The 26,651-nt window shown below is 56.8% G+C and carries 22 protein-coding genes and 2 pseudogenes; 15 read left to right on the top strand and 9 right to left on the bottom strand.

From position 1 onward, the window contains the following. Positions 1-235 precede the first annotated feature (235 nt). Positions 236-472, top strand: a pseudogene (locus N2601_RS31520) (transposase); the annotation flags it as partial. A gap of 215 nt (positions 473-687) precedes the next feature. On the opposite strand, the gene N2601_RS31515 reads toward N2601_RS31520, so the two are convergent. The 8 genes from N2601_RS31515 to N2601_RS31485 form a co-directional block, all read right to left on the bottom strand. Next, positions 688-1,716 carry an LLM class flavin-dependent oxidoreductase gene (locus tag N2601_RS31515; RefSeq protein WP_260305419.1) on the bottom strand — a complete coding sequence of 343 codons (1,029 nt, stop codon included), beginning with the start codon at positions 1,714-1,716 and terminating at the stop codon, positions 688-690. Positions 1,717-2,953: 1,237 nt separating this feature from the next. Continuing rightward, a complete protein-coding gene (locus tag N2601_RS31510) occupies positions 2,954-3,673 on the bottom strand; it encodes a GntR family transcriptional regulator (protein ID WP_260305418.1) in 720 nt (239 codons plus the stop codon). A gap of 40 nt (positions 3,674-3,713) precedes the next feature. Continuing rightward, positions 3,714-4,457: an ABC transporter permease gene (locus N2601_RS31505; protein ID WP_260305417.1), complete on the bottom strand. Its 744-nt coding sequence runs from the start codon at positions 4,455-4,457 to the stop codon at positions 3,714-3,716. Continuing rightward, positions 4,457-5,203, bottom strand: a complete 747-nt coding sequence (locus N2601_RS31500) for an ABC transporter permease (RefSeq protein WP_260305416.1) — start codon at positions 5,201-5,203, stop codon at positions 4,457-4,459. The genes N2601_RS31505 and N2601_RS31500 overlap by 1 nt, the downstream gene beginning before the upstream one ends. Beyond that, positions 5,200-6,012 (bottom strand): ABC transporter ATP-binding protein, encoded by an 813-nt coding sequence (locus N2601_RS31495; protein WP_260305415.1) that lies wholly within the window; start codon positions 6,010-6,012, stop codon positions 5,200-5,202. Before N2601_RS31495 ends, N2601_RS31500 begins: the two co-directional genes overlap by 4 nt. Continuing rightward, on the bottom strand, positions 6,009-7,010 hold the full coding sequence (locus tag N2601_RS31490; protein WP_260305414.1) for an ABC transporter substrate-binding protein: 1,002 nt from the start codon (positions 7,008-7,010) through the stop codon (positions 6,009-6,011). Before N2601_RS31490 ends, N2601_RS31495 begins: the two co-directional genes overlap by 4 nt. Positions 7,011-7,164: 154 nt before the next feature. Continuing rightward, a complete protein-coding gene (locus N2601_RS34355) occupies positions 7,165-7,434 on the bottom strand; it encodes a nucleotide kinase domain-containing protein (protein ID WP_445945058.1) in 270 nt (89 codons plus the stop codon). Between the two features lie 188 nt (positions 7,435-7,622). Continuing rightward, entirely contained in the window at positions 7,623-8,846 is a 1,224-nt protein-coding gene (locus N2601_RS31485; protein ID WP_260305413.1) for a phosphopentomutase, read from the bottom strand. A 643-nt stretch (positions 8,847-9,489) separates the two neighbouring features. Between N2601_RS31485 and N2601_RS31480 the strand changes: the two genes are divergently transcribed. The 13 genes and pseudogenes from N2601_RS31480 to N2601_RS31420 all read left to right on the top strand — a co-directional run. After that, positions 9,490-10,512: a BMP family lipoprotein gene (locus N2601_RS31480; RefSeq protein ID WP_260305412.1), complete on the top strand. Its 1,023-nt coding sequence runs from the start codon at positions 9,490-9,492 to the stop codon at positions 10,510-10,512. A gap of 19 nt (positions 10,513-10,531) precedes the next feature. Next, the gene (locus tag N2601_RS31475; RefSeq protein ID WP_260305411.1) at positions 10,532-12,088 is read left to right on the top strand and encodes an ABC transporter ATP-binding protein; all 1,557 of its coding nucleotides are present in this window, start codon (positions 10,532-10,534) and stop codon (positions 12,086-12,088) included. A gap of 206 nt (positions 12,089-12,294) precedes the next feature. Then, complete coding sequence (locus N2601_RS31470; protein ID WP_260305410.1) at positions 12,295-13,191, top strand: ABC transporter permease; 897 nt, start codon at positions 12,295-12,297, stop codon at positions 13,189-13,191. A 1-nt stretch (position 13,192) separates the two neighbouring features. After that, positions 13,193-14,467 (top strand): ABC transporter permease, encoded by a 1,275-nt coding sequence (locus tag N2601_RS31465; RefSeq protein ID WP_260305409.1) that lies wholly within the window; start codon positions 13,193-13,195, stop codon positions 14,465-14,467. Between the two features lie 189 nt (positions 14,468-14,656). Beyond that, positions 14,657-15,790 (top strand): pyridoxal phosphate-dependent aminotransferase, encoded by a 1,134-nt coding sequence (locus N2601_RS31460; RefSeq protein WP_260305408.1) that lies wholly within the window; start codon positions 14,657-14,659, stop codon positions 15,788-15,790. Positions 15,791-15,819: 29 nt separating this feature from the next. Continuing rightward, complete coding sequence (locus N2601_RS31455; RefSeq protein ID WP_260305407.1) at positions 15,820-16,602, top strand: SDR family oxidoreductase; 783 nt, start codon at positions 15,820-15,822, stop codon at positions 16,600-16,602. 8 nt (positions 16,603-16,610) lie between these two features. Further along, entirely contained in the window at positions 16,611-17,492 is an 882-nt protein-coding gene (locus N2601_RS31450) for an alpha/beta fold hydrolase (RefSeq protein WP_260305406.1), read from the top strand. Then, positions 17,489-18,730 carry a hydantoinase/carbamoylase family amidase gene (locus N2601_RS31445; protein WP_260305404.1) on the top strand — a complete coding sequence of 414 codons (1,242 nt, stop codon included), beginning with the start codon at positions 17,489-17,491 and terminating at the stop codon, positions 18,728-18,730. Before N2601_RS31450 ends, N2601_RS31445 begins: the two co-directional genes overlap by 4 nt. Before the next feature lie 10 nt (positions 18,731-18,740). Then, a complete protein-coding gene (locus N2601_RS31440; protein WP_260305403.1) occupies positions 18,741-19,514 on the top strand; it encodes a nucleoside phosphorylase in 774 nt (257 codons plus the stop codon). A 19-nt stretch (positions 19,515-19,533) separates the two neighbouring features. Beyond that, positions 19,534-20,163 carry a deoxyribose-phosphate aldolase gene (gene deoC / locus N2601_RS31435; RefSeq protein WP_260305833.1) on the top strand — a complete coding sequence of 210 codons (630 nt, stop codon included), beginning with the start codon at positions 19,534-19,536 and terminating at the stop codon, positions 20,161-20,163. Between the two features lie 263 nt (positions 20,164-20,426). Then, the gene (locus N2601_RS31430) at positions 20,427-22,001 is read left to right on the top strand and encodes a Re/Si-specific NAD(P)(+) transhydrogenase subunit alpha (protein ID WP_260305832.1); all 1,575 of its coding nucleotides are present in this window, start codon (positions 20,427-20,429) and stop codon (positions 21,999-22,001) included. A gap of 18 nt (positions 22,002-22,019) precedes the next feature. After that, positions 22,020-23,465: an NAD(P)(+) transhydrogenase (Re/Si-specific) subunit beta gene (locus N2601_RS31425; protein WP_260305402.1), complete on the top strand. Its 1,446-nt coding sequence runs from the start codon at positions 22,020-22,022 to the stop codon at positions 23,463-23,465. A gap of 223 nt (positions 23,466-23,688) precedes the next feature. Continuing rightward, positions 23,689-23,799: pseudogene (locus N2601_RS31420) on the top strand (IS481 family transposase); the annotation flags it as partial. Positions 23,800-24,275: 476 nt separating this feature from the next. Here N2601_RS31420 and deoA read toward each other — a convergent pair. After that, the gene (gene deoA / locus N2601_RS31415) at positions 24,276-25,595 is read right to left on the bottom strand and encodes a thymidine phosphorylase (protein WP_260305831.1); all 1,320 of its coding nucleotides are present in this window, start codon (positions 25,593-25,595) and stop codon (positions 24,276-24,278) included. Positions 25,596-25,841: 246 nt separating this feature from the next. On the opposite strand from deoA, the gene N2601_RS31410 reads away from it, so the two are divergent. Beyond that, on the top strand, positions 25,842-26,606 hold the full coding sequence (locus N2601_RS31410) for a GntR family transcriptional regulator (RefSeq protein WP_260305401.1): 765 nt from the start codon (positions 25,842-25,844) through the stop codon (positions 26,604-26,606). Positions 26,607-26,651 lie beyond the last annotated feature (45 nt).

Here is a 26,651-nt window from a genome sequence, read left to right as displayed (position 1 = left end):
CCGGTTTTTTCCCGCTCCCGTCCGTCGCGCCGAGACCCTTGGCGTTAGCCAACCGACCGCCTAGAGCTGATCGGTCATGCGCTGCGCTGCGCGCTGCGCGAAAGCTGGACAGTTATTCCGCTAAATCCCGGACAGCAGTTTCACTAAAGTCCGGACAGTTTGATGAGGTTGGTCCTCGGCTGTGTCCGGAGATTACCGGAAATCCTGTCCGGACTTTTCCGAAACCCGCACGCGGCGCCTCATGGTGGCGCGCGAGCACATGCTCGACGGTACGGTGGAAGTCGACCATTTCTATCTCGGCGGCAGACCCAGAATGCATCCCGATGATCCGCCTCCTGGGAGACGCCGCAAGGGACAGGTAAAAACGGAGAAGAGGCCGGTCATGGCGATTGTGCAACGACCGGCAGACCTCACCCCACGTTCCAGTGCGGGCGATGCCCGTGCCGCTGTCGTTACCGGCCTTTCATTGCGTCTGCGCTCAGTTCTGCGCGGCAACCAGCAACCCTCCATCCTAAACCCCTCGTGTGGTCAGTTTCGCTCCTTAAAAGCGGCCTTCGGGAAAAGTAAACAAATTGATAGCGTTGTTTATCCGTTCAAGATGCACCTCAAGGGATTTAGCTCACGGCCGCGGCAGGCATCGGTAGCAACGAAGTCCCGCATACCTGATCTCGCCAGAGACTACCGTACTCAGGCAACTCGTTCCATGAATTCGGATTGAATGGTCATGGCGGTGTGCAGCGACGCATCCAAAGGCAGATCCCCAAAAGCGACTTGACAAAGCAGATAGTTGGCACCCGCTTCTTCTAGCTGATCAAGCAGAGCCCGTCGCACGAAAGCCCCCGTTCCGACCACACACAATTCACTTTCCATTGCCGCGTCGAAGTTGAGGGGCAGATTAGGTGGAAATGGGATCGCATTGATGTCGTACAAGAATTTGAAACTTTTAAGCCATCGTTCGAAAGCAGGAGCTGCGAGCGAATACGCATGGGTTGCAGACTGCCCGACTACGATCATGCGAAGTAATCCGAGGAATGACGCATGGTCGTCCGTGTCAGTCTTGTGTCCTCCATCAGAACGGAAGGCGTCGGTAATCTTGCGAACAAATGAGGCAGGTCCAACACACGCGATATTTGCGTCGTTTGCAGCGGCCCAGCGCGCCGACTCGGGTCGGTTAGTGGCGATCCACATCGGTGGACGCGGACGTTGATGCGGCCTCAGCGTCAAAGGGACATTGTTTAGCTCAAAATGCTGGCCCTGGTAAGAAAGAATACCGCCCCTCATCGCTTCCACTAAGATTTCGCTGGCTTCGAAATAGCGTCCTGGCACCGCGTCCGCATCAATCCCGAAGTAACCTAGCTCGATCGGAAGAGAGCCTCGCCCTATGCCTAACTCGACCCTGCCTCCGCTCAATTGGTCAAGCATGCAGATCTCCTCAAACGCACGTAGCGGATGATGAAGGCTAAGCAGCATGACCAGTGGGCCAATACGAAGTTGCCGGGTACGCTGCGCGACGCTCGATAAGAACAGATTCGGCGATGGGCTTCTCCCATGCGGGGAAAAATGGTACTCCGCTAAGTGGTAAGCATAGAATCCGAGCCGATCACAAGTTTCTGCTAGCCTTAGGCGGTCTGCGTACTGCCGCTCGATGGCGCTGCCGTTGTCGTCCAAATGATCAAATATGCCGAGGGCTAGCTTCGAAGGGAGGGCTTTTCTCATCCAATTGTCTCCAACTTTGACCGGGAGCCGGACCTTGGCTCAAGCGAACTGCGGCTTGGGGTGTTTCTTTGCTGAACATCACTACTCAGGTTGAATCTGCACTAGTTGCGTTGATGGGAGCGGTTGGCGTTACGTGGGCCCGTCCTTGCATGTTCGGCTGTTGAGCAGTTGCTCACTGCTTCTGCCGACGAAAAACTTCCCCGCCTCAACGGCTTTGCCCATGTTCTATAGTTTGAATGGCGGGGCCTTTGAGGCAGACCACGAAAGCCCCGGTATGAACCTGAGCTCCCTGCCACAGGGGGTAGCGCTGGTCCACGCTGATGTGAGAATAATTCTTGCAGCCGTTATCCTCTCTGCGATTCCTAATGGACGCGCAAAAGAGCCGAGACTGAAGCTGCTATACGACCGATCTTCGAGAGATCTCAGCACCCAAGATGTCATCGACAGCTGCGAAAAACCTATCCACTTTTGGTTGTGTACCGATGCCTTACGCGAATGCATTCTTCCGGACCTTGATCAGGAATGACGGCGAATGTTTTTGTGTCTGAAGCGGGTTTGCCACCAAGTGCTGTCTCGTCCCGCTGGCAAAAGGGGCCAGCAAGAAGCTTGCGTGGCTGGATACAGATACTGCCGTTCAAGAGCAGCAACAGCACTTTGTATTACCGCAGCCGGCAATGCAAATGCAGGCGCGGGACTGGAGGGCATGCAGTTGATCTATCTGTATACGTACACAGATACGAAAGCATTGTTTGCAATTGTCTATCAGATATACTTCTTCTCCTTTATTAATCGTAGAGGATAGTCTCCTTGCCGCGACAATCAATGCGGCCGGGTACTAATTACATTTAACTGGCTACGACTTTATGAAAGTACTTCTAGCGGAGTTTCTCCGAGACAGTAAAATTCTTTCTTTGGATGGCATCCATCGATGCTATGAATATAAAAAGATGCTTATTGAATTTGATCTTAGCTTATCTCTCGCGCCTGCCGCGGCTCTCCTTGAGCTGGGACTTCTCGCACCGGGGAGTTGTTGTCCCTTGCTAAGGCAGGCAAAATCATCCGGGTACGAATTCCAGGAAGCGGACCAAATCCTCTGAACCGTCATTGCCTCGTCGCGCACTGAGACACGACTGTCAGGCTAAAATACCACTGCTCGGCAGTAGCGAAGCCCGTTGACCAGGTTTCCAACGCGTCGAAGTCCAGCCGAGTATACAGCCGGCATGGCGGGTCGGCAGCACTAGTAAACGTCCATTGTTCTCGTGAGCCGGGCTATGAAATCAACCATATCGTCCCCAAGAAGATTGAGATGGTCAATCGCAGCTGTCGAAGCAGCCAAAGGGTCCTTAGCCGTTATTGCATCGATGATTTTTCCGTGCTCGCCGATCGTGGCTGCCATGCGGCCCGGAAGGTAGGTCACGTGCCTGCGATACACCGAGACGCGGCGGCGCAGCATTCTCGTCTGGTCGGCAATAAACTCTGTATGCGAGGCATCATAGAGAAGTTCATGGAACTCCGCATTGATCTCGTAGAAGCGATCGGGATTGTTGGAGTCGAGTTCCTCTTCAAGACGCTTCTGAATCTCCAGCAGCCGTGCGATTTCATCTGGAGTTGCACGCCTTGCAGCGTATTTGGCACACATACCCTCAAGGTTAGCCATCGTTTCGAACATTTCCATCAATTTTGGAATTGAAATGGCCGCGACTGATACGCCCTGCCTAGGACGCATCTCAAGCATCCCCGTGGCAATAAGTGCTTTGATGGCTTCGCGCATTGGTGTGCGCGAAACCTGAAACTGCTCGACCAACGCGCCCTCATCGATGCGAGCACCGGGTGGAAGCCGACCGGTGATTATCATCTCCTCTAGAGCTTCGCGCAGTTCGTCTGATCGGCTCACCTTTTGACGGCTCTCGCTTTCGCTAACGCCTTTTGGCGATCGAATACTTTCTTTTAAAACCATCGGTCTGATTTCCGCTTGCTCGATGAAAGTCTCGAGTAGCTTAATCCCACCAAATGAACCTCTTAAGCAAGCCCGCCAGAATGCCATACAGAATAAGACTTGCCACCGAAGATAATACAACCGCCGACCAGACCGTGATGGAATCAATCTGCGAGGTTGCACGGTAGATCGTCTGGCCGATTCCGGAATAGGCGCCCAACATCTCCGTTACGATGACGACCACCGTGCTTCGCGCGAAGCCGACTTTTAGTCCCGTCGCAACTGAAGGGAGTGACGCGGGGAACCGCAGGCGAGCCAGAACCGAAAGCGACCTAGCCCCGAAACTGCGGTAGAGATCGATGTGTGCGGGCAAAGGACTGTTCAGACCCGCCAAGGTATTGACGAGCACCGGAAAGCTGACGCTCAGTGCCGCGATCGCTATTTTCGAGCTGACCCCCACTCCAAACCAAATAAGGGCGAGCGGTACGAAGGCGACCGTTGGCACCATATTGATCATGACTGCAAGTGGCATGACAGCGCGCTGGAACGGCGGGGCCAGGACAAACACGATGGCGGATCCTATCCCGATCGCCGATCCGATAGCGAAGCCCGCCAGGGTCTCTCCGATTGTGATGGTCAGGTCGCCAAGCAATTCCGAAGCCTGCGAACCCACAAATCCAGCTATACTTAGCGGAGACGGAAGAACGAATGGCTGAATGTCGAAGGCAATGACAGTGAGCTGCCAAGCCGCGAGCGCCACGAGCAGTGTCCCGGCTGCGGGTAAAAGGGAAGCAGCTTTGCGCATCACTCGCTCCTCCACCAGATAAAGTTTCTCTCAAACAAGGCGATGAGACCGTAAAAGGTACCACCGACGAGACCGGTCGTTATGATCAATACCCAAGTTCGAAGGACGTCTTCGAAATAGAGGGCTTGGAGAAGCATGACGCCTAGCCCTGTCGTGTCTCCGAACCACTCGCCGACGATTGCGCCAACGAGGGCAAGCGAGACGCCCGTTTTCAGGCCAACGGCAATATTCGGAAGGGCAGCGGGCAGTTCCACTGAACGGTAGGTCTTACAGCTTGACGCCCCGAAACTGCGAAGTAAGTCAATGCGCTGCCCGTTAACGGCCTTCAACCCCTGAAGGGTGTTCACCGAGATAGGAAAAAAAGCGAGGAAGAAAGAAATGAACACCTTCGCAAGCAGAGTATTCCCGAACCAGATGACCACGATTGCGCCAAACGCGACGACCGGGATCGTCTGAAGTGCGACAAACAGCGGTAGAACGGCTCGCTCAAGCAATCCGACTTTCGCAAATAAGGTTCCCCAGACTACACCGGCACCCGCCGCCAGCCCAAAACCGAGAAGGGCTTCGAGGCCGGTCCGCCCGATTGCTGCGACGAGCTCGGGCATTGCCATCATGGCATTGCCCACAACGGCGCCGAGCCCCGGTAAATATCGATCCGGTACCGAGGCGAGTGGTACGATGAACCACCAGACAAGGATGAGGGTAATCGGAAAGATCGCCGATTTCGTGAGAGATCCTGCTGTCATAACCGCTCCGTATCAAACGTCTTTAGGCTTTCCTCCTCGACGACCTCCAAGAGGCGTCTCTTGATATCGCCAAACTCGCTCGTGGTGGCCAATGCGGCGTCTCGGGGCCGGGGCAAATTGATCGTCTCGCTGTATTTGATCGAGCCGGGACGAGTCGACATGACGGCGACTTTGTCCCCCAGCAGGACCGCCTCATCGATGTCGTGCGTGATGAACAGCACGGTTCGCTTGTGCCGCGCCCAAATATCGAGCAGCCACAGCTGCATCATGGATCGAGTGAGTGCGTCGAGCGCGCCGAATGGCTCATCGAGCAGAATGAGATCGCGCTCGAATAGAAAGGTTCGCATCAGGGCCACTCTCTGCCGCATACCCCCAGAGAGTTCGTGGGGATACTTGTCCTCAAAGCCAGCAAGCCCGAATTCGGGGAAGAGGGCCCTTGCTCGTTCGCGCGCCTCTCTCCTTTTGACGCCTTCGATTTCAAGCGCGACAATCGCATTGTCGAGCACTGTTCGCCAAGGGAGAAGCAGGTCACGCTGGGGCATGAAGGAGACCTTACCGAGCAACTCGCCATAACCCTGGGTGCGGCCGTCGATCACGATCGATCCATCTGCATCCGGCGCGAGGAGGCCGGCAATCATGTTGAACAGGGTGGACTTGCCACTTCCCGACGGACCGATCAAGGTTATGAATTCTCCCCGCTGTAGGGAGAGTTCAACGCCTTTGACCGCCACGACGGGGCCAAATCGCTTACCAAGATTGACAAGCTTAAGGTGTGGGATCGGCTGGACCTCTTTTACGAAAGCGTTCATAGGCGCTTGTCCTCCGCCGGAACCTGGTCCCAGAACCGATTTGTGAACGCTGCCGACACATCCTGCGGGACTTTGAGAGCTTTAAATTGCACCAGGCTCTCATTGACTGCTTTTGCGGCATCAAGATCCACGTAACCGATGCCTTTCGTCTTAGTATCTCCAGCTGTTGCCAGCTTTGCGTATTCCGCCATCATTCGGACCTGGTGTTCTCTGTTCAACGCGGTCCCATGTTTCAGAATGATGTTCACGGCGTCGTCCTGATGCTCGATCGCGTCCTTCCACCCCCTGAGTGTGGCGTTGAGGAAAGCCTGCACGATTTCAGGTTTTTCTTTGATCGTCTCCTCGGAAGCGATGATGGCGCCGTCTTGACCACGAACTCCATTTTCATCGGCACGAAATACCTTCACCGGAATATTTTGCTCCTGAAGAGACAGAAGCTCGTTGTAGGTTGTAACCGTGGAGATGTCGTACTTTCCATCAATAAAAGGCTGCATCGAGAAAGGTTGCGATACGACTTTCTCTTTCGATGGATCGAGACCTGCATTCGTCAGCGCCGTGTATAGCTGATACTGCGAGCCCGTGAACCATGCCGACATGGTTTTGCCGGCAAAATCCTTGACCGAGTTGATACCGGCGTCTTCCTGGGCGACGAAAGCATAGGGTGAGGTAGCCAGGGTCATGCCGATCGTGACGATTGGAAGGTCCTTCTCTCGGGCGAAGAGAATGGCATCGGTCATGCCAGTGATCGCAAAGGTGTCGGCACCGGAGGCGACCATGGTTTCGGCGCTGACGTTCGGCCCGCCAGGATTGATCTTCACGTCGAGCCCGGCGTCCTTATAGAAACCTTTGTCCAAGGCGACATAAATGCCTGCGAACTGGGCCTGCGCGATCCAGCGCAGGCGAACCGACACCGCTTCTTCAGCAGCGGCGGGAGAAACGGCGCCAGCGACGGTGATCGCGGCGATGGCAAATGCGGATATCATGTTTAGTCGTTTCATTGTTCCGTCCTCTGGATACTATTTCATGTGTTTTGTATTTTTATCTTAACGTGACAAAATCGATATGAGACGTCAAGGCAGATTTGTAGTCGAAAAGTAATTTTGATCGTCCGGATACGCTAACTACGTATCCCATATATAACAATTTGTATCCTCAAATACCAGAACAGGTATTCCCGTGATGCACGTGCACTCGCTTTTCGTAAGGCCGATTAAACGAGGGTATAAAAGGACTGAAAAGTGGCCTTTCCTTCCTGTGGGGCCTGCATCGCCGGCAACGAGATTCCCATGTCTCGATTTTGTTGTAGAACCTGAACAGAAGTATGCGGAAAGCGGTCGCGGCGGAGCTATCGCTCAGCCCCTCATTGTAAATCACCTGCTGGATCAGGAATTGGCTTGCCCGGTCAAGAACACGGATAGGCATTTGCGAAACGGCACCGCTCAGTATCGGGTCGGATGTCCAAGAGGTCGGTTTGGCCCATGAGCCTCCCAAACAGGATTGCTTAGCGCTCCGCTGCGAAACGGATCGGCATGGAACGGAGACTGGCGAACCTATTTAATCCGATTATGAAGCTTCCGATTGAGGATAGGCTGCCCTTTGCCTGCGTTCCATCAACAAGGAAGGAAGCTTGTCCCGTGATTGCCAGGTGGAAGGTCCAGCCAACTGGCAATGCTTTCGGCGATATCCGCGAAACTGTCTCGGACACCTCCGGTGCCTGGCTTTATCCGTTGCGAGTAGCACAAGATTGGAACCTGCTCTCGCGTGTGATCGCTCCCGATCCAGGTCGGATCGTTTCCATGATCGGCGGTTATAATCAGGAGATCGTCAGGCTTGAGTCGCTCAAGCAAGCTAGGTAGAGCAGCGTCGAAATCCTCCAGCGCTTTCGCATAGCCTATAACGTCGCGGCGGTGGCCGAACTCCTGGTCGAAGTCGACAAAATTCGTCACAATAAGATCTCCGCTTTGCGCATCCGCCAGAGCCTCGAGAGTTCGATCCATAAGGCGTGTGTTGCCAGATGCCTTCAGAACATGGGTTACGCCGCACCCTGCGAATATGTCGGAGATTTTACCGATCGCGAAAACCTTCGAGCCACTGTTCTTTACGCGGTCGAGGATGGTCGGCTCTGGGGGCTTGATTGCGAAGTCACGGCGATTGCCGGTTCGCTTGAACCCGTCTCTTTCGTTTCCGATGAAGGGCCTTGCAATCACGCGGCCAATGCGCATCGGCGCTGTGACCTGGAACGCAGCTGCGCACACCTCATACAACTGTTGCAGTCCAAACGCTTCCTCATGCGCGGCAATCTGGAGCACACTATCGGCTGAGGTATAAAATATCGGCAACCCAGATTGTACGCTCTGCGCGCCATACTGTTCTATCACCGCCGTACCTGATGCATGGACGTTGGCAAGAGTGCCCTTGATCTTCGCCCTTGCACATATGTCTTCCAAAAACTCGCGTGAGAAGGCCGGGATTGTTTGAGGAAAATAGCCCCATTCTTCCATTGCCGGAACACCTGCGATTTCCCAATGTCCAGAAGGAGTATCCTTTCCTTTCGATTGCTCACGGCCGACAGCATAGAATCCAAGAATAGGCTCAGGCGAAAAGCCGATTGGCAGTGATCCCGTCGAAAGCAGGGCTGCCGCGCCGAGGCCAAGCGCATTAAGGTGCGGCAGTCTGAGGCGGCCGGACCGCACACCCTCTGCATCGGCTTTGCCATTTGCTGCGTTGCGCGCGATGTGACCCACCGTATCGGCACCGAGGCTGCCGTAAGCTGCGGCGTCGGGGGCGCCACCAATTCCGACACTGTCCAGGATGCAAAGTATCGCGCGTGACATGAAATCTCTCCATTGCACTTTTTCATTTGGTTTTTCCCGAAGGACTTCACCACTCGACTGTGTTTCGTGTCTGCCTTCGACCCTCGGACGGCGAACACATTCACTCCGAGGCTCCCTGGCTGGACAGGCTGACATGCTCTCATCTTGGCATGAGCGTCCTTTTACGATGCGCGCGAAATGCTGCAGGACGAGGCAATGTCGACCGCCGCGAGCCGATGAACGGGCGTCCGCTGCCTGCCCTCGTCATTCGACGCCTGCGCTCAGACGCTCTTTGTCTAAGACAATGCGAGTTTTGCCAGGCCGAGTGCGGGCCGCTTGCCGCAAAGCACATCAACACCGGGCCACGGGCTTCTCGACCTCTTCACATCGGCGGGCATCCAAGTATCGGAGCCGAGCGCGCGAGTCCAGTATACTGAAATAAATAATTTGCATCCATTGCGTGACTTAGTCCGGAAACAGAAACCTCCAACTTCTTTTGGCGGCAAGGAATTGTTGGCCGGTCGTTCTTGACGGCCGATGCATTCGCATTTTGCCAGCAAATGAATATATGAATTGCAATTTTGAATACATGATGGTAGTTATTGGATAATGAGCTGATTGGAGGCCCGCTGAAGCGGTCGGACGGCTCGAGCAGGGAGTTAAAATGAACGTCTATAAACCTCTCGTCGGTGCGATTCTTGCTGCCGGCCTTCTTTCCGGTCCGGCTTTCGCCGAGAACAAAATATCCGCATGCGAACTCACCGATACCGGTGGCGTCGACGATCGTAGTTTCAATGAGACGGCGTGGCACGGGATGCAGCGCGCCAAAAAGGAACTTGGGATCGGAGCCAAGGTCGTCGAGTCGCCGTCCGAGGTGGACTTTGAACCCAACATGACATCCGTGCTTGGTGGCAAGTGCGATGTCATTGTGACGGTCGGCTTTTTGTGGGGAAAGGCCACGGAGAAATTCGCCAAAGCAAACCCTGGCCAGAAATTCTCGATTGTCGATTACGCCTACACGCCGCAACTGTCGAACGTCCGCAGTCAGACCTTTGCGACGGATGAGGCGGCGTTCCTGGCCGGATACCTCTCGGCAGGGATGACCAAGACCGGTACGATCGGCGTTTTCGGCGGCATGAATATTCCGCCAGTAACAATTTTCATGGACGGCTACGTTCGTGGCATTCGCTACTACAACGCGGTCAAAAAAGCGTCCGTGAACGTTCTCGGATGGGATCCGGACAAGAAACAGGGGTTGTTCGTCAACAACTTCAGATCCCTCGATGACGGTCGCACCTTTGCGCAGAATCTCTATGATGAAGGGGCGGATATCATCCTTCCGGTTGCTGGAACGGTAGGCCTTGGCAGTGCGGCGCTCGCCGACGAACTTGGTCCCGACAAGCTGAAAATTCTCGGCGTGGATGCTGACATGTATCTTACGAACCAGAAGCTCGGCCGCGTCTATCTGACGTCGATTATGAAGCGGATGGACAACACCACCTTCGAAGTCCTCAAGGATGCAAAGGACGGCAAATTTGCCGGCGGAGAGCAGCTCGGTACGCTCGCCAATGGCGGCGTTGATATCGCCCCATTCCATGACATGGAAAACCAAGTTCCCGACGATCTGAAGACCGAACTCGCAGAAGTGAGAGCGCAAATCGTGTCCGGGAAGCTCAGCGTCAAATAGGGACGATCATGTGGGAGGAATGTTCCTTTCCAACCGTATCGCGAAACTCATGATTATCACGCTCGACAAAATCACGAAGCGCTACGGCAGCTTCGTAGCCAACGAAGATATCTCATTCTCCGTCAAACCCGGGGAGGTACATTGCCTCCTCGGGGAGAACGGCGCTGGCAAAACGACTTTGATGAACGTCATCTACGGTCTCTCTCCTGCCGACGGAGGACAAATTTTCGTTGACGAAAACCCGGTAACATTCACAAGTCCGAAGGACGCGATCAATGCCGGGGTTGGTATGGTTCACCAGCACTTCATGCTGATCCCCGCTTTTACTGTAGCTGAAAACATAATTCTTGGTCAGGAGCCGACAAGGGCTGGCGACCGTCTGGATCTTAAAGCCGCCAGGCGACGGGTACAGGAGATCAGCATGCAGTTCGGCCTCGGTGTGGATCCTGATGCCAAGATCGAGGATCTTCCGGTTGGCGCGCAGCAGCGCGTGGAAATCGCTAAGGTCCTCTATCGCGCGGCGGACGTGATGATTTTCGACGAGCCGACTGCTGTGCTCACTCCGCAGGAGGTGGAAGGCTTTTTCAATATCGTTCGCGGTCTTCGCGCGGCCGGCAAAGCGATCCTTCTCATTACTCATAAGCTCAACGAGGTGATGGAAATTGCTGATAAGATCACCGTTCTCCGCCATGGACGCGTGATAGCGCAGGCTGACCCCGCGCAAAGCTCTCCCCAATCGCTTGCCAACATGATGGTCGGTCGTCCGGTCACGCTGCAGGTCGAACGTCAAGCTGCCAGGACAGGACAGCCTGTTCTCGAGCTGCGCGACGTGTTCACTGTCGATGAAACCTCGATGACCTGCCTGTCCGACATCAATCTAAAGGTCAGGGCGGGGGAAGTTGTCGGGATCGCGGGCGTCCATGGGAATGGTCAAACCGAGTTGATCGACGTCGCCGCGGGTCTATTGCCGGCGGCAAGCGGCAGTGTGTGGATAAACGACCGCTATGCAGAAAACTTCAGCGCACGTGGGCGTCATGAGCTAGGTCTTGCGCACATTCCGGAAGACAGGACGCATTGCGGTCTCGCACTTTCAATGTCGATTGTCGAAAACTCTGCCCTGAACAGCTACTACGAGCGGCGGTTCTCCAAAGCGGGGCAGGTTGATTGGCCAACGATCAAAGATACGGCCCAGGACCTCGTTCGGCAGTTCGATGTTCGTACAAAGGACGTTGAACTACCTGTGTCGTCGCTGTCGGGCGGAAATCAACAGAAAGTCGTAATCGCGCGGGAGATGAGCCGCCCTATCAAGGCACTCATTGCGGCGCAGCCGACGCGCGGCGTCGATGTGGGCTCAATCGAGTACATTCACAAGCGGATTGTCGAGGCCCGTGACCAGGGTATCGGGGTACTGCTTGTTTCCACCGAGCTCGACGAGGTTCTGGCTCTCTCCGACCGCGTGCTCGTGCTTTTCCAAGGGCGCATTGTCGCCGAATTCGAAGGTCGTCCCGACAATCGCGAGATGATTGGCCTGGCAATGGCGGGGATTGCGCCCGCGCACAAGGAGATGCGCCCATGAGTGCTGAAGCAACGATGTCTTCGCGAACTCAACGGACAAGTGGCGCGCTCGGATCCATTCTCTTAATCGTCGCAGCACTTTTTACGGCGCTTATCGTCGCTACCGCAATTATGCTTGCTTCAGGCGTGTCAATCGTCGATGCCGGCAGAGCTCTGCTTGCCCTCCTCGAGGGTGCCTTTGGATCTCCGCAGTCGCTGTCGGAGACCTTGGTCGCAGCGACGCCGCTTATAATCGCCGGAGCGGCATTTATCGTCGGAGCAAAGGCAGGGCTTTTCAATATCGGGCTTGAGGGACAACTTCTTGTCGGCGGCATGGCCGGTCTCATCGCCGGCTTTAGCCTTCCAGGATTGCCACTCGTCATTCATCTTCCGCTGGCGCTTGCCTTCGCGTTTGTCGCAGGAGGGATATGGGCTGGATTTGCAGGATGGATGAAAGTTGCGAGTGGTGCGCATGAAGTCATTACGACGATCATGCTAAACTTCCTTGCGTTGCGCTTGGTCGAGTTTCTCCTTCGCCATCCTCCCGTCCAAAACCCGGAGCGTGCCGACCCCATTTCAAAGTCCGTCCTGGACTCTGCCGCGCTACCTCCGATCCTCGCATGGCTTGATCCGTCGCTTCGCGTCAATTTCGGCATTCTGCTCGCGCTGTTGGTTGCCCTTGCGGTCGGATTTTTACTATGGCGAACCAAGCTTGGCTTCGAGATCCGTGTCATGGGAGTGAGTCCCCGGGCCGGCCGCGTCGCGGGAATGAACCCGGCAAGGACGATTATCCTCTCCATGGTGCTCTCCGGTGGCATTGCTGGTTTGGCTGGCGCCAGCCTCACCCTTGGCGTGCTCGGCCGCGCCACGCCTGACTTCACCGCCGGTTTGGGATTTGAGGCGATCGCAGTTGCCCTGCTTGCTCGTCTCCACCCGGTTGGCGTCGTATTTTCGGGAATTTTATTTGGCGCCCTAACGGCCGGCGGCCGCTACATGGGTGTTGCCGCTGGAGTTAGCATCGATTTGGTGACCGTGATTCAAGCGGTCGTGCTGCTCTGCATTGCAGCTCCAGTCCTCATCAAGCGCCTCTATCCATTCATTTTTTCTTCGGCCAAGGAGGTCTGAAATGTCGTCAATAGCTCGAGATGCTAAGGTCGAACTGAAAGCCCCCCTGGATCCGGCTCTCGTTCGGCGCAATCAACTTATTGGACTGCTCCTGATATTCATGGCTGTCGCCGTCACGTTTACTCTAGGGTATCACCTTAGCGGAACAGCCACGTTCAACCTCGATCCGCCCAGAGCTGTATGGAAGATTGGAAGCCTGAAGGTTCCGGCCGCTCCATATGTTTTCGTCGTCTCCGCCGTGATCGCAGTTTTCGGTTTCAACCTGCTTGTCAGAGTAGGATCTCATCGAGCGAACCTCCTGCTTGGCATTGCTCTTGCTCTCGCAGTGACGGCGTTCTTGACATGGGCAACTGCCGACAAATCGTTGTCGCTTGTCGGCCTCCTTCAGGCCACTGTGGTTCGCGCAGTTCCTATTGCCTTCGGAGGCCTGGCCGGTGTGCTCTGCGAGCGGGTTGGCATCGTGAACATCGGAATCGAGGGAATGATGCTCGCCGGGGCATTCACGGGTGCGGTGGTCGGATCTCTGGTTGGAGGCTATGGCGGGCTTCTGGCGGCAACATTCGTTGGTGGTCTGATAGGGCTGCTGCTCGCAGTACTGACTGTAAAGTTCTTGCTCGACCACATAATCGCCGGCGTCATTGTCAATATGCTTGTCTTGGGACTTACCAGCTATGCCGCGAGCCAGGTTCTGGTTCGCAATCCAGATCTTAACCACGCATCGATTTTCCGTGCTGTCGAGATTCCCTTCTTGAGCCAAGTCCCACTGATCGGACCGATCATCTTTTCGCAAAATATCTTCGTCTACGCCGCCTTGGTCATGCTGGCCAGCGCTACCTACTACCTTTTCCATACCCGTTTCGGACTTCGCGCCCGGTCGGTAGGCGAGTATCCTCGCGCGGCCGACACGCTTGGTATCGACGTCTTGCGAACGCGGACGGTGCATGTCGTTCTCGGCGGAATGGTCGCGGGATTTGGCGGTGCCTGGTTCACCCTCGGCGCAGTGGGACAATTCGACGCGAATATGACCGCGGGCCGGGGGTTTATCGGCCTTGCGGCGATGATCTTTGGGCGCTGGCATCCGATGGGGGTCCTGGCGGCTGCGCTGGTTTTCGGATTCGCCGACACGCTCCAACAAAAGCTTATCATTCTTCAGACGCCTGTTCCGTCAGATTTCCTCGCAATGGCACCGTACATCGCGACGATCGTCGTAGTAGCCGGCCTGGTTGGCCGTGCCCGGGCGCCGGCTGCGGATGGACATAACTACGTCAAAGCCTAGTCAGGCGCCTCGTCGCAGTTCCGACTGTCGATCAAAAAACCGTTTGTTTCCGGGTTAGGTCCGACGGCCACCCAAACTCACAACCAAAGTACTCGTATTCAAAAAGCGACAAAATGAATACAAAATATTGACATCTGTCTACATGAGTGCAAACTGAGCTCATTCGGAAATTGAACGGGGGATCCCAGAATGAAGAGATTTGAAAGTCGGAACGCACATTTTGACCGCTTGGTCGCGAATCCGGATCTGCGGTGGATGGGACAGAACACCAACCACGTTCCGGCGCATCCGGCCGTCTTCGAGGCGATGGAAAAGTGCATCCGGGATGAAGGCTTCCACATCTACGCCCCGCCGGTCGGCTATGAAAAGCTCCGCCACGGCATCATCGATGATCTTGGCCTCAGCGGCATGGCAGCAATGGTAACGGACGGCGCCGTCGAAGCCCTCTATCACGTTTGCCACACGCTTCTGCAGCCCGGTGACGAATTCGTGACGACCGACCCGACGTGGAACTGGCCAATGGCGTTCGCCCGGTCCAAAGGCGCGGAGGTCAAGCAGATCCCGATCTATGGCGAAGAATACGGTTACCGTCTATCGGCCGAGCGGCTGGCCGCAGTGATGACGGCGAAAACCAAAATCGTCTATCTCGTCGATCCGAATAATCCGCTCGGAACCGCATGCACGAAGGAAGAGATTTCCGCAATCGTCGAGGTCGTGCGCAAGGCAGGCGCCTATCTCATTCATGATTGCACCTACCGCGACTTTGCCTTCGACCACACGCTGGCGGCGACGCTCTATCCGGAAAAGACGCTGACGATTTACAGCTTCTCGAAATGGTCTGGCCTTGCTGGATTGCGCGTCGGTGCGGTTATCGCGAACCCGGATCTTCTTGAGTCTCTGACGGCATCGCCACCAAACAACCTCGGATCCAATATCGTCTCCCAGCAAGCTGCCATGGCCGCCCTGTCGATCAAGAAGCAATGGTTCCCGGAGGTTTTGCGCATCACCCGGGAAAACCAGAGGATCGTGAAGGAGGCTTGCGACAAGATCGATGGGCTGGTTGTGCCGGTCTTCCCGTCGAACGGCAACTTCCTCGTCGTCGAAACCCAAAAGCTCGGCATCGCCCCAGAAGCGCTGGTTGCGGCGTATCAGCACCACAACATCATGATCCGTCAGGGCGCCTATCACACACCTAAGTTCGGCGATCGATTCATCAAGGTCAGCATCAGCGTCCCGGCAGGCTGGGTTGAAGAGTTCGCACATCTGCTTCCGCGCGTCATCGAGGAAGCTCGCACTCTGAAGATCGACGCCTCGAATTTCTAAGATCAACCTACAGCAGAGGAAGAACGATTATGGATCTGTTTCTCACTGGTAAGAAAGTCCTCATCACCGGCGCATCCCAGGGTATCGGTGAAGCTCTTGCAAAAACTCTTGCAGAAGAAGGCTGTGACCTGCACCTCGTTGCCAGGTCCGGAGACAAGCTTGAGGCTATCAAAGCGGAAATTCTTAAGGATCACAAAGTCAGCGTCACCGTGCAGGCACTTGACCTCACGAAGGAAGGCGCCATTGAAGAAGTCCTTCAGGCGGCCGGGGACATCGACGTCCTGGTCAACAATGCAGGCGTCATTCCGAGCGGTAGCCTTTGGGATGTCGACGAAAAGCGCTGGCGCGAAGGTTGGGAGCTGAAGGTATTTGGCTACATCAACATGACACGTGCGGTCTATGCGAAGATGAAGGCGAACGGCGGCGGCGTCATCATCAACAATATTGGCAACGGCGGCGAAGTCTTCGACCCGCAGTACGTTGCAGGAACGACCGGCAACGCGAGTCTGATGGCTTTCACGAGAGCCATGGGCGGGCACAGCCTTGACGATAATATTCGCGTCGTTGGCGTCAATCCAGGCCCGGTTGATACGGACCGCATTTACAACATGCTCAAGAAGCGTTCGGCTAGCATGTTCGGTTCGGAAGACCGCTACAAGGAGCTCGAGGCTCGCTATCCGCTCGGTCGTCCGGCCCACATGAGCGAAGTCGTTGACCTGATTGTGTTTCTGGCTTCGAAGCGCTCCGGTTACACCAGCGGCACGATCCTCACCGTTGATGGTGGCATCGCGTCTCGGCGCTCAATCATTTGAGGTCGAACATGGCACGCGCACGAACCTCAGATGGAATTGAGCTGTACTTCGAGGAATTCGGCAGTGGTGAGGCCATTGTCTTTGTCCACGAATTCGGGGGTAACTACTGGAGTTGGGAGCCTCAGATCGGCTATTTCTCCAGGCGTTACCGATGTGTGACGTTCGCTGCGCGTGGCTTCACGCCCTCCGATATTCCGGAAAATGTTAGCCACTATTCCCAGGCTCGCGCCGTCGACGACATCTTCGACGTCATGGATGCAGCGAAGATTGAGAAGGCACATCTGATCGGGCTTTCGATGGGAGGCTTCGCAGTCCTGCATGCCGCGCTTCGCAGCCCCGATCGCGTGCTGTCTGCGGTTGCAGCGGGTACCGGCTACGGAGCCGAAAAGGAGTGGGCGGACTATTTTCGGGACGTCTCGGAAGGCGTAGCTGAAAAGTTCGAGAAGCTCGGCGCGAAAGAATTCGCGCCGGTATATGCATCTGGCCCTTCACGCGTGCAGTTCCAGAACAAGGACCCTCGCGGCTGGGCGCTTTTTGCTCAGCGGCTCGGCTTGCATTCGGACCGCGGCGCCGCCAACACGATGCGCGGCGTGCAGATGCTTCGTCCGTCGCTGTACGATCTGGAGGAAGAGTTCAAAAAACTCGATGTCCCGGTTCTGGTGATGACCGGCGACGAGGATGATCATTGCCTTCAAACAGGAATCTTTTTGAAAAAGGCGATCAGCCGAGCCGGACTGGCAATCTTCCCGAAGGCAGGCCACACGCTCAATCTTGAGGAGCCGGAGCTCTTCAATCGCATCGTGTCCGAATATCTGGCCCAAGTCGAGGCTGGCAAATGGGAGAGGCGTGATCCCCGGGCTAATGGTGCCCAGATCATGAAGACGGAATGAGCGCAAAACCCCACACGTACGTCGATGGCGATCGGCTTTGGTCGCGGATGATGAGCCTTGCCGAGTACGGCAAGCGCCCAGATGGAGGTGTCGACAGGCAGGCCCTGACCGAGCAAGAGATCGCTGCGCGCGCCCAAATCGTTCGCTGGGGCCGCGAACTGGGCCTTACACCCTTTACGGATGCCGCTGCCAATCTGTTTCTTCGTCTGGAGGGCACCGCGCCGGCTCTCCCAGCGGTCGTTGTTGGCTCCCATATCGATAGCCAGCCGACGGGCGGCAAATTTGACGGCGCCTTCGGTGTCATGAGCGGCCTTGAGGCCGTAAACGCTATAATCTCGTCCGGAAAGAAAATGCGCCGTTCCATCGAGGTGGTCGCGTGGACCAATGAAGAAGCGAGCCGTTTCGCGCCGGGCATGACAGGCTCATGTGTCTTCACGAACAGACTATCGATCAGTCAGGCCGAAGCCATCAAGGATGCCGCAGGCATAAGCTTTGCGGCTGCGCGAGATCTCGTCCTTGCGGCAGACGACCGTGTGGCTTTGCGTGACATGGGCTGGCCTATCGCGAGCTATGTCGAGCCACATATCGAACAGGCGACGCGGTTGGAAGAGGCCGGCGTTCCGATCGGCGTTGTAACTGGAATCCAAGGTACGCGGCGTTACCGAGTGACAATTCTTGGAGAGCCCGCACATGCAGGCACGGCTGAACGGGAAGTTCGTCGTGACGCTATGCTGGCGACGGCAAGGATTCTTACCGCCATCGACGGTGAGGCCGCACGTATTCCCGGGTTCAAGTTCACCGCAGGGATGGTCAATGTTAAGCCCAATGCACCATCGGTAGTGCCCCAAGAAGTGCTGTTCTCGATTGACATCAGGCACGTCGATGACCAAGCGGTCGACGAGATCGATGCGGCTATTTACCGGATCGTCGAACGAGAAAAAGGACGATGCGATGCTATCGTAAAGGAGATTACGCATGCTCCCTCTGTCCATTTCGACGCTATCGTTCAAAGCAAGATTGCTGCATGTGCTGATGCTCTTGGAATCCCGCACATGCCCGTATTCTCAGCTGCGGGTCATGACGCACGCCAGCTTAGCTACGTTGCTCCAGCAGGAATGATCTTCATTCCATGCCGAAAAGGCATCAGCCACTCCCCCGAAGAATGGTCCGAGCCCGAACACTTGTGGGCAGCAACGCAGATTCTGGCAGAGCTTCTTGTTCAACTAGCTTCTGAATAACGGAGGTACCATGGAAAGTGAAAAACCGGTCACGCGAGGAAAGCGCCACGTGGATATTCGCGGCGTTGAACTGCCTCGATGCGTGCTCGTTCCGGGCGACCCCGGCCGTGTGCCCATCATGGGCAAGACTTGGGATAGTTACGAAGAAATTTCCTTCGTGCGAGAGTTCCGCCTCGCTCGAGGTGTTGCGAATGGCTCTCCGATCACCGCTTGTTCGTCGGGTATCGGTGGACCGTCGACTGAGATTGCGGTTCTCGAGCTCGCGGAGGCCGGGCCTGACACGTTCATCCGTGTGGGAACCTGCGGGTCTCTGCAAGAACATATCGCGCCTGGCGACCTCGTCATTTCCCACGGTGCCGTACGCATGACCGGCACCGTAGACGCCTATGTTGATCGAGAATATCCCTCAGTCGCAGATATTGCCGTTACGAACGCGCTGATCGCAGCCTGCGAGCAGTTGGGTTACCGATATCACATAGGACTGACGGCAAGCGTCGACTCATTTTATGGCGGCGAAGGGAACTCAATTCCAGGCGGTCATCAGCTTACCAACCTCGAAGGACCGGCGGAGTATTTGAGATCTCGCAAGGTCGCAACTCTCGAAATGGAAGCCGCGACGCTGTTCGTTCTCGGCTCCCTATTCAATCTTCGCACCGGCAGCATCTGCACTGTCGGGTCAAATCGGGCCACCGGCGAACGCCGTGATGTCGAAGAATCCGTGATCGCAGCCTGCAGGGCGGCGACATTAGCAGCGGCACATCTAACGGGAGCTCCCAGTGCTTGATAATTTGAAACTTGCCTCAATGATCGATCACACGAACCTTAGGCCGGAAGCGACCGAAGCAGATATCGAACGCTACTGCCGAGAGGCGATCGAACATAAGTTCAGGGCCGTCTGCGTCAACCCGCTCCACATACCTCGCGTCGCTGCAAGGCTTGCGGGTTCAGACGTTTTGACTTGCTCCGTCGTTGGCTTTCCGCTCGGGGCGATACCAACCGTCATAAAGAACGCAGAGACGGACCTGGTCCTTTCTCAAGGCGCGTCCGAGATCGACATGGTCGTTTCGGTCGGCGATCTAAAGAGCGGGAATGTCAAAGTGGTGGAGACGGAAATTGCCGCGCTGAAACGCACGTGTGGGAATGCCGTCCTCAAAGTGATCCTGGAAACCTGCTTGTTGACGCACGACGAGATCATTGCCGCGTGCCTTGCTTCGCAGGCTGCCGGCGCAGACTTCGTCAAGACCTCGACTGGGTTTGCCGCTCGAGGTGCAGTCGCTGAACACGTTGCGCTGATGCGTCAGACAGTCGGACCCGATATGGGCGTCAAGGCATCAGGTGGGATTTCGACCAGAGAAATTGCCGAAGCAATGGCTGCCGCAGGTGCCAACCGCATCGGTGCAAGCAAAAGCGTGGCGATTATTGCTGCGCGATGAGGGATGTTTCGCGCAGCGAATATTCTTCGTTGCGCGGGACCCATTTGCCCCAGGTGTTCTGGGGTGCATCGAATTGGGTGCATCGCGTTCTATCGCCTGCCTGCGACCAGGGCAATGGGTCAACCTCGATGAGCAATTTCGCCAGCGAAGCCGGGACGTCGAAAGCCGGGTGAAACAACCTGTGGGTCCGCCAAATGGCGACCGCGAATATTGCGCCAACGTTCTTGAACCGGAAAGAACAGGAGGGGTTGAAACCAATGACTTTGAAAATAGGAATACCCAAGGAGATCGGGCCGGGCGAGTCGCGTGTCGCGATGAGCCCCGACAGCGCCGCGCACTTGCGGAAGCTTGGGTACGAATGCGTGATCGAAGCCGGCGCTGGGAGGCAGGCCGGGTTTTCGGACGAGGCGTATCGTGGCGTGGGTGTCACGGTGGTCGACAGCGCGGCTTTGCTCTACGAGACATCCGACGTCATTGCCAAGGTCCGTCCGCCCGAAGCCGCAGAGGTTGATCGGCTGGCACCGGGCAAGACGCTGATCTCCTTCTTCTACCCGGCGCAGAACAAGGACCTTCTCGAGCAGGCCAGGTCCAGGGACGCGAATGTCATCGCCATGGACATGGTGCCGCGCATCAGCCGAGCCCAGAAGATGGATGCCTTGTCGTCGATGGCCAATATTGCCGGCTATCGGGCCGTGATCGAGGCCGGCAACAATTTTGGCCGCTTCTTCACCGGCCAGGTGACGGCGGCCGGCAAGGTGCCGCCGGCCAAGGTCTTGGTCATCGGCGCCGGTGTCGCAGGCCTTGCGGCGATCGGCACGGCAACGTCGCTCGGCGCCGTCACCTATGCCTTCGACGTGCGCCCGGAGGTGGCCGAGCAGATCGAATCCATGGGGGCGGAATTCGTCTTCCTCGACTTCGGCGAAGAACAGCAGGATGGTGCTGCGACCGGCGGCTATGCCGCGCCGTCCTCGCCGGAGTTCCGCGAGAAGCAGCTTGCCAAGTTCCGGGAACTGGCGCCTCAGATCGACATCGTCATCACCACCGCCCTGATCCCCGGTCGCGATGCGCCGAAGCTGTGGCTTGCCGATATGGTGGCGGCGATGAAACCGGGCTCGGTCGTGATCGACTTGGCCGCCGAACGTGGCGGCAATTGCGACCTGACGGTCCCCGATCAGCGCATCGTCTCCGACAATGGCGTGATCGTCATCGGCTATACGGATTTCCCGAGCCGCATGGCGGCGCAGGCCTCGACGCTTTATGCCACCAATATCCGCCACATGCTGGCGGATCTGACGCCGGGCAAGGATGGGGTGATCGTCCACAACATGGACGATGACGTCATCCGCGGTGCGACCGTCACCAAGGATGGCGCAATCACCTATCCACCGCCACCGCCGAAGGTGCAGGCGATCGCCGCCGCCAAGCCGAAGGAAAAGGTGAAGGAGCCGACGCCGGAGGAAAAGCGGACCCGGGAACTGGCCGCCTTCAAGGCGCAGACCAGGAACCAAGGCATCCTGCTGGTCATCGGCACGGCCCTGCTGCTGCTGGTCGGCGCCTATGCGCCGTCGAGCTTCATGAGCCATTTTGTCGTCTTCGTGCTCGCCTGTTTCGTCGGCTTCCAGGTGATCTGGAATGTCAGCCATTCGCTGCACACGCCGCTGATGGCGGTGACCAACGCCGTCTCCGGCATCGTCATCCTTGGCGCGCTGTTGCAGATCGGCTCGGGCAACGGGCTGGTGGTGACGCTGGCGGCGCTGTCGGTGCTGATCGCCACCATCAACATCGTCGGCGGCTTCCTCGTCACCCGGCGCATGCTCGCCATGTTCCAGAAGTCTTAAGCGGCAGGGATCTTCACAATGACCATCGGTATTGTATCGGCCGCCTATGTTGCGGCAGCGGTTCTCTTCATCCTCTCGCTCGGCGGCCTGTCCGGCCAGGAAAGCGCCAAGCGCGCCGTCTGGTACGGCATTGTCGGCATGGCCCTTGCCGTAGTTGCCACCGTCTTCGGCCCCATGATCGACAAGACCGTCGGCAATTGGTTCATCATCGCGCTGATGATCGCCGGCGGCGCGGTGCTCGGCCATTATGTGGCGAGCCGGGTACAGATGACGGAAATGCCGCAGCTCGTTGCGGCGCTGCATTCCTTCGTCGGCCTTGCCGCCGTGTTCATCGGCTTCAATGCCCATCTCGAAGCGGCCCATGTCGCTTCTCTCGATGATGCTTCCCGCGCAGCCCTCACCGGATTTGCCGGCATATTGGCGCATAAGGACGTGTTGGAACTGTCGATCATGAAGGTCGAGGTCTTCCTCGGCGTCTTCATCGGTGCGGTCACCTTCACCGGCTCGGTCGTCGCCTTCGGCAAGCTTGCCGGCAAATTGGACGGCAAGGCCAGGAAGCTGCCGGGCGGGCACGTTCTCAACGCGAGCGCCGCGATCGCCTCGCTGATCCTGCTGTTGATGTACTGCAATGGCGCCGGGGTCTGGACGCTTCTCCTGATGACGGCACTTGCCTTCTTCATCGGCTATCACCTGATCATGGGCATCGGCGGCGCCGACATGCCGGTCGTCGTCTCGATGCTGAACAGCTATTCCGGCTGGGCGGCCGCTGCGATCGGCTTTACGCTCGGCAACGATCTCCTGATCGTCACCGGCGCCCTGGTCGGCTCCTCGGGTGCGATCCTCTCCTACATCATGTGCAAGGCGATGAACCGCTCCTTCGTCTCGGTGATCCTCGGCGGCTTCGGCGCGAGCACCGGCGCACAGATGGAGATCATCGGCGAGCAGATCGCCATTAGTGCCGAGGGCGTCGCGGCCGCCTTGGACGAGGCCGACAGCATCGTGATCGTGCCGGGCTACGGCATGGCGGTGGCCCAGGCGCAGCAGTCGGTCTCGGAACTGACCCGCAAGCTGCGTGCTGCCGGCAAGACCGTCCGCTTCGCCATCCATCCGGTGGCCGGTCGACTGCCCGGCCACATGAACGTGCTGCTTGCCGAAGCCAAGGTTCCCTATGACATCGTCCTGGAAATGGACGAGATCAACGACGACTTCCCCAATACCGACGTCGTCATCGTCATCGGCTCCAACGACATCGTCAACCCGGCGGCGCAGGAAGATCCGAACTCGCCGATATCCGGCATGCCAGTGCTCGAAGTCTGGAAGGCCAAGCAGGTCTTCGTCTCCAAGCGCGGTCAGGGCACCGGTTATTCCGGCATCGAGAACCCGCTGTTCTTCAAGGAGAACACCCGCATGTTCTACGGTGACGCGAAGAAGTCGGTCAGCGAGCTCTTGCCGATGATCGGGTAAGCAGGTCAGGCAAGTGACGAACGAAAAGAAGGGCAGGGAGGCTGCCCTTCTCAAGGCGCCGCTGACTTACCGCAACAGCCGCAGACTGCCGTAGCGCGTCATGACCGAAAATGAACCCTGCTAAACCAATGGCAAGGCCAGCGCTTCATTTCAGATCGGCTCAGGGATGGGCTTAGGCAGTTGCATACTGAACATTTCAGCTGCGAGCTGCCCAACGGCCGAATGGCTCCGCCGCTACAATTGGCATCGACCACATGGTAGCCGAAGATCAGATACTCCAATCCACAGACGCTACCTGCCCCGGGGCAACCCTTTGAGGCTCCAGAGTTGCTAGCCCAGTTTTTGGGCAAGCGCCGTCAAGCGACTGAGTATCAATATGCTGGCGAAAATACCTCTCTCAGCGGAGGTGATCTCGTCCTCTGTAAGCCCCGTGACGACGGACATCTCCTCAAGGGAATAGCCCGACCGTCGCCGCATTTCACGGAACTTGTTTCCTAACGAGTAGTCGATTGCTGTGTCGCCAGGGCCGCGGCATTCCTTTAGGACTCGGACCAACTTCGCCTCCTGAATATCAATTGAGCTACTGCAGAGGCAATCGCGATTTCCAACTCGACCTTGCCCTCGCGCGTGATCTCCACCTGGCTGGACACGACGTCAACCGCGCTGATCCTGTTTCGATGGTTGCCCATTTTTTGTACCCGCTGCTGTTTCGCACAGTACTTTCGACGGAAATGAAAAGCTCACGAGAGCGCTTCATCGCAATGTAGCATTGCCTAATGTTTTGGCCTCGACCGCTTTGGCGTGCCGCAATCAGCGAACCAATTGGTGGATGGTCGGGGGAGGTTTCACCGAGGTACCGCCCATAAGGTAGGCATGGCAGACCTTCTCTGCGGCAGCCTTTGCATCTTCGATGGTTCGGGCGTGGACATGGGCAATCGGCTGACCGATCAGGATCTCCTGGCCAATCTCCGCCAAGCCAGTCAGGCCCACCGCGGGATCTACGGCATCCTCGGGTCGTCGTCGCCCGCCGCCAAGTTCCACCACAGCCATGCCTACCGCTCTGCAGTCGATCGCTTGGACAATTCCGCCGAAGGAGGGCACCACTGGCAGGACAATGGGCGCCGTGGGGAGATACTTTGCGGGAGCCTCGATCAGATCGATTGGGCCTCCCAGCATCGCTACCATCTTGCCGAAGCGTTCGGCTGCCGCGCCGGAAGCGAGCACTCGGTTTAGCATGTCGCGGGCCTCAGCCTCGGCCCGCGCGAGCTGTCCTGCAATCAGCATCTGTTCGCATATAGTGAAGGTTACCTCGTGTAGCCTTCGCGGGCGAGATTTTCCGGTAAGATAATCAATGGCGGCTTGAACTTCGACAGCATTGCCGGCCGCCGGCGCCAGTGGCTGGCTCATGTCGGTCAATACGGCGCTCGTGCTCATTCCCGCACCGGTTCCCACATCGACCATGCTTCGTGCGAGCTCCATCGATTTTTCAATGGTTGGCATGACAGCGCCGGAACCGACCTTCACGTCCATGACCAGGGCCTGAAGACCCGCTGAAAGCTTCTTGGAAAGGATAGAGGCGGTAATGAGATCGATGGACTCGACCGTCGCAGTTACATCCCGAATGGAATAGATTCGTCCGTCCGCGGGAGCGAGCTTTGCCGTCTGTCCAATGATTGCGACGCCAACCTCCTTCACCACCTGCCGGAACGTATCAGTCGAAGGAACCAGGTTATAACCGGGTATCGATTCAAGCTTGTCGAGGGTGCCACCTGTGTGTCCCAAGCCACGACCCGAGATCATTGGAACATATCCGCCGCAAGCGGCAATAAGCGGTCCCAACATCAAGGACACGACGTCGCCCACGCCTCCGGTCGAGTGCTTATCAACGACAGGGCCATCGAGATTCAGCGAGTTCCATTCTAGGACCACTCCGGAATCGCGTTGGGCCAGAGTGAGGCGCACTCGCTCCTCAATGCTCAAGGCATTCAGGAAGACCGCCATAGCGAAAGCTGCGATCTGGCCTTCAGTGACATTGCCGTCTGCGATGCCGCCGATGAAGAGAGAAATTTCCTCACCGGTAAGGGCGAGGCGATCCCGCTTCTTTCGGATAATCTCTTGCGGCAACATCATGATATTTCCTTTCGTTACGAGCTCGCCAACATATGCGGCCTGGCAGGCGCGCGCATTTGAAACAGCGATGCGTAGTCCAAGTCTTGACCAGTCTTTGGCGAAAAAGCAAGGACTATTGATACAAAGAAGATAATACTGTATACTGAACAGAATTTGTAGGATCCAAAATACTGAACATGGGCAACACCGCATTCGCAGCCGAGTGCACGGGATTAGCGCCTTAAACAGAATCAACACAGGGTGCCGATGCAAATTTCAAAAAAAATCCAGTTGGGAGCCCCTGGCGCCACGAGTTCCGCAGAGGTGATTTCGCTCTCCGATCCTGGGCACGATACAGGTGTGATGCCTGGCCAGAGCCTCTCAGACAGGGTGAGAGAGGCCATCGAAGCAATGATCATTGGTGGGCAGATGCTGCCCGGCTCGCGTATTGACGAGGCGGAGCTTACGCAAAAGTTTAAGGTTTCACGCACCCCCATGCGAGAAGCTATCAAAGCATTGATTGCAACGGGCCTCCTTGAGAGCCGGCCGCGTCAAGGGGTCACGGTGGCGGCTTTATCGACGCCGGTGCTGCTCGAAATGTTCGACGCTATGTCGATGCTGGAGGGCATGTGCGCGAAATATGCCGCCCGTAGAGCAACGTTCAAGCAGATCGCGCAGCTCGAAGAAATCCAGGACCGTTTGGAAAAAGCTTTCAAGTCCGGTGATCCGGAAGGCTTCTACGTGACGAATCTAGATTTCCATGAGGTCATCTACTGTGCGACCCATACGACTTTCCTTGCCGAGCAAACTCGGTCGTTGCGCAAGCGCGTCGCCATGTACTGGAAGCACGTGACCTATCTACCGGGCCGAATGGCGGAAACCGTCCCGGAGCATCAGTGCATCATTGCCGCAATCAAGGCGAAGGATCCCAAGGCGGCCGAGTTAGCGGGATACCAACACATCAGTCTCTTGGGGGACAATATGATCGATTTCATCGCTCGTCTCCCCAGAGCCGTAACATCCGATCAATGACAAGAGAAGCGACGCCCATGACGATAGATACCTTGCCCTCTCAAG

This window comes from Rhizobium sp. CB3060 (assembly GCF_025200735.1).
Taxonomy (GTDB): Bacteria; Pseudomonadota; Alphaproteobacteria; order Rhizobiales; family Rhizobiaceae; genus Rhizobium.
Note: the sequence above shows the minus strand (reverse complement) of the source record. Positions and strands in the feature narration are given on the sequence as shown.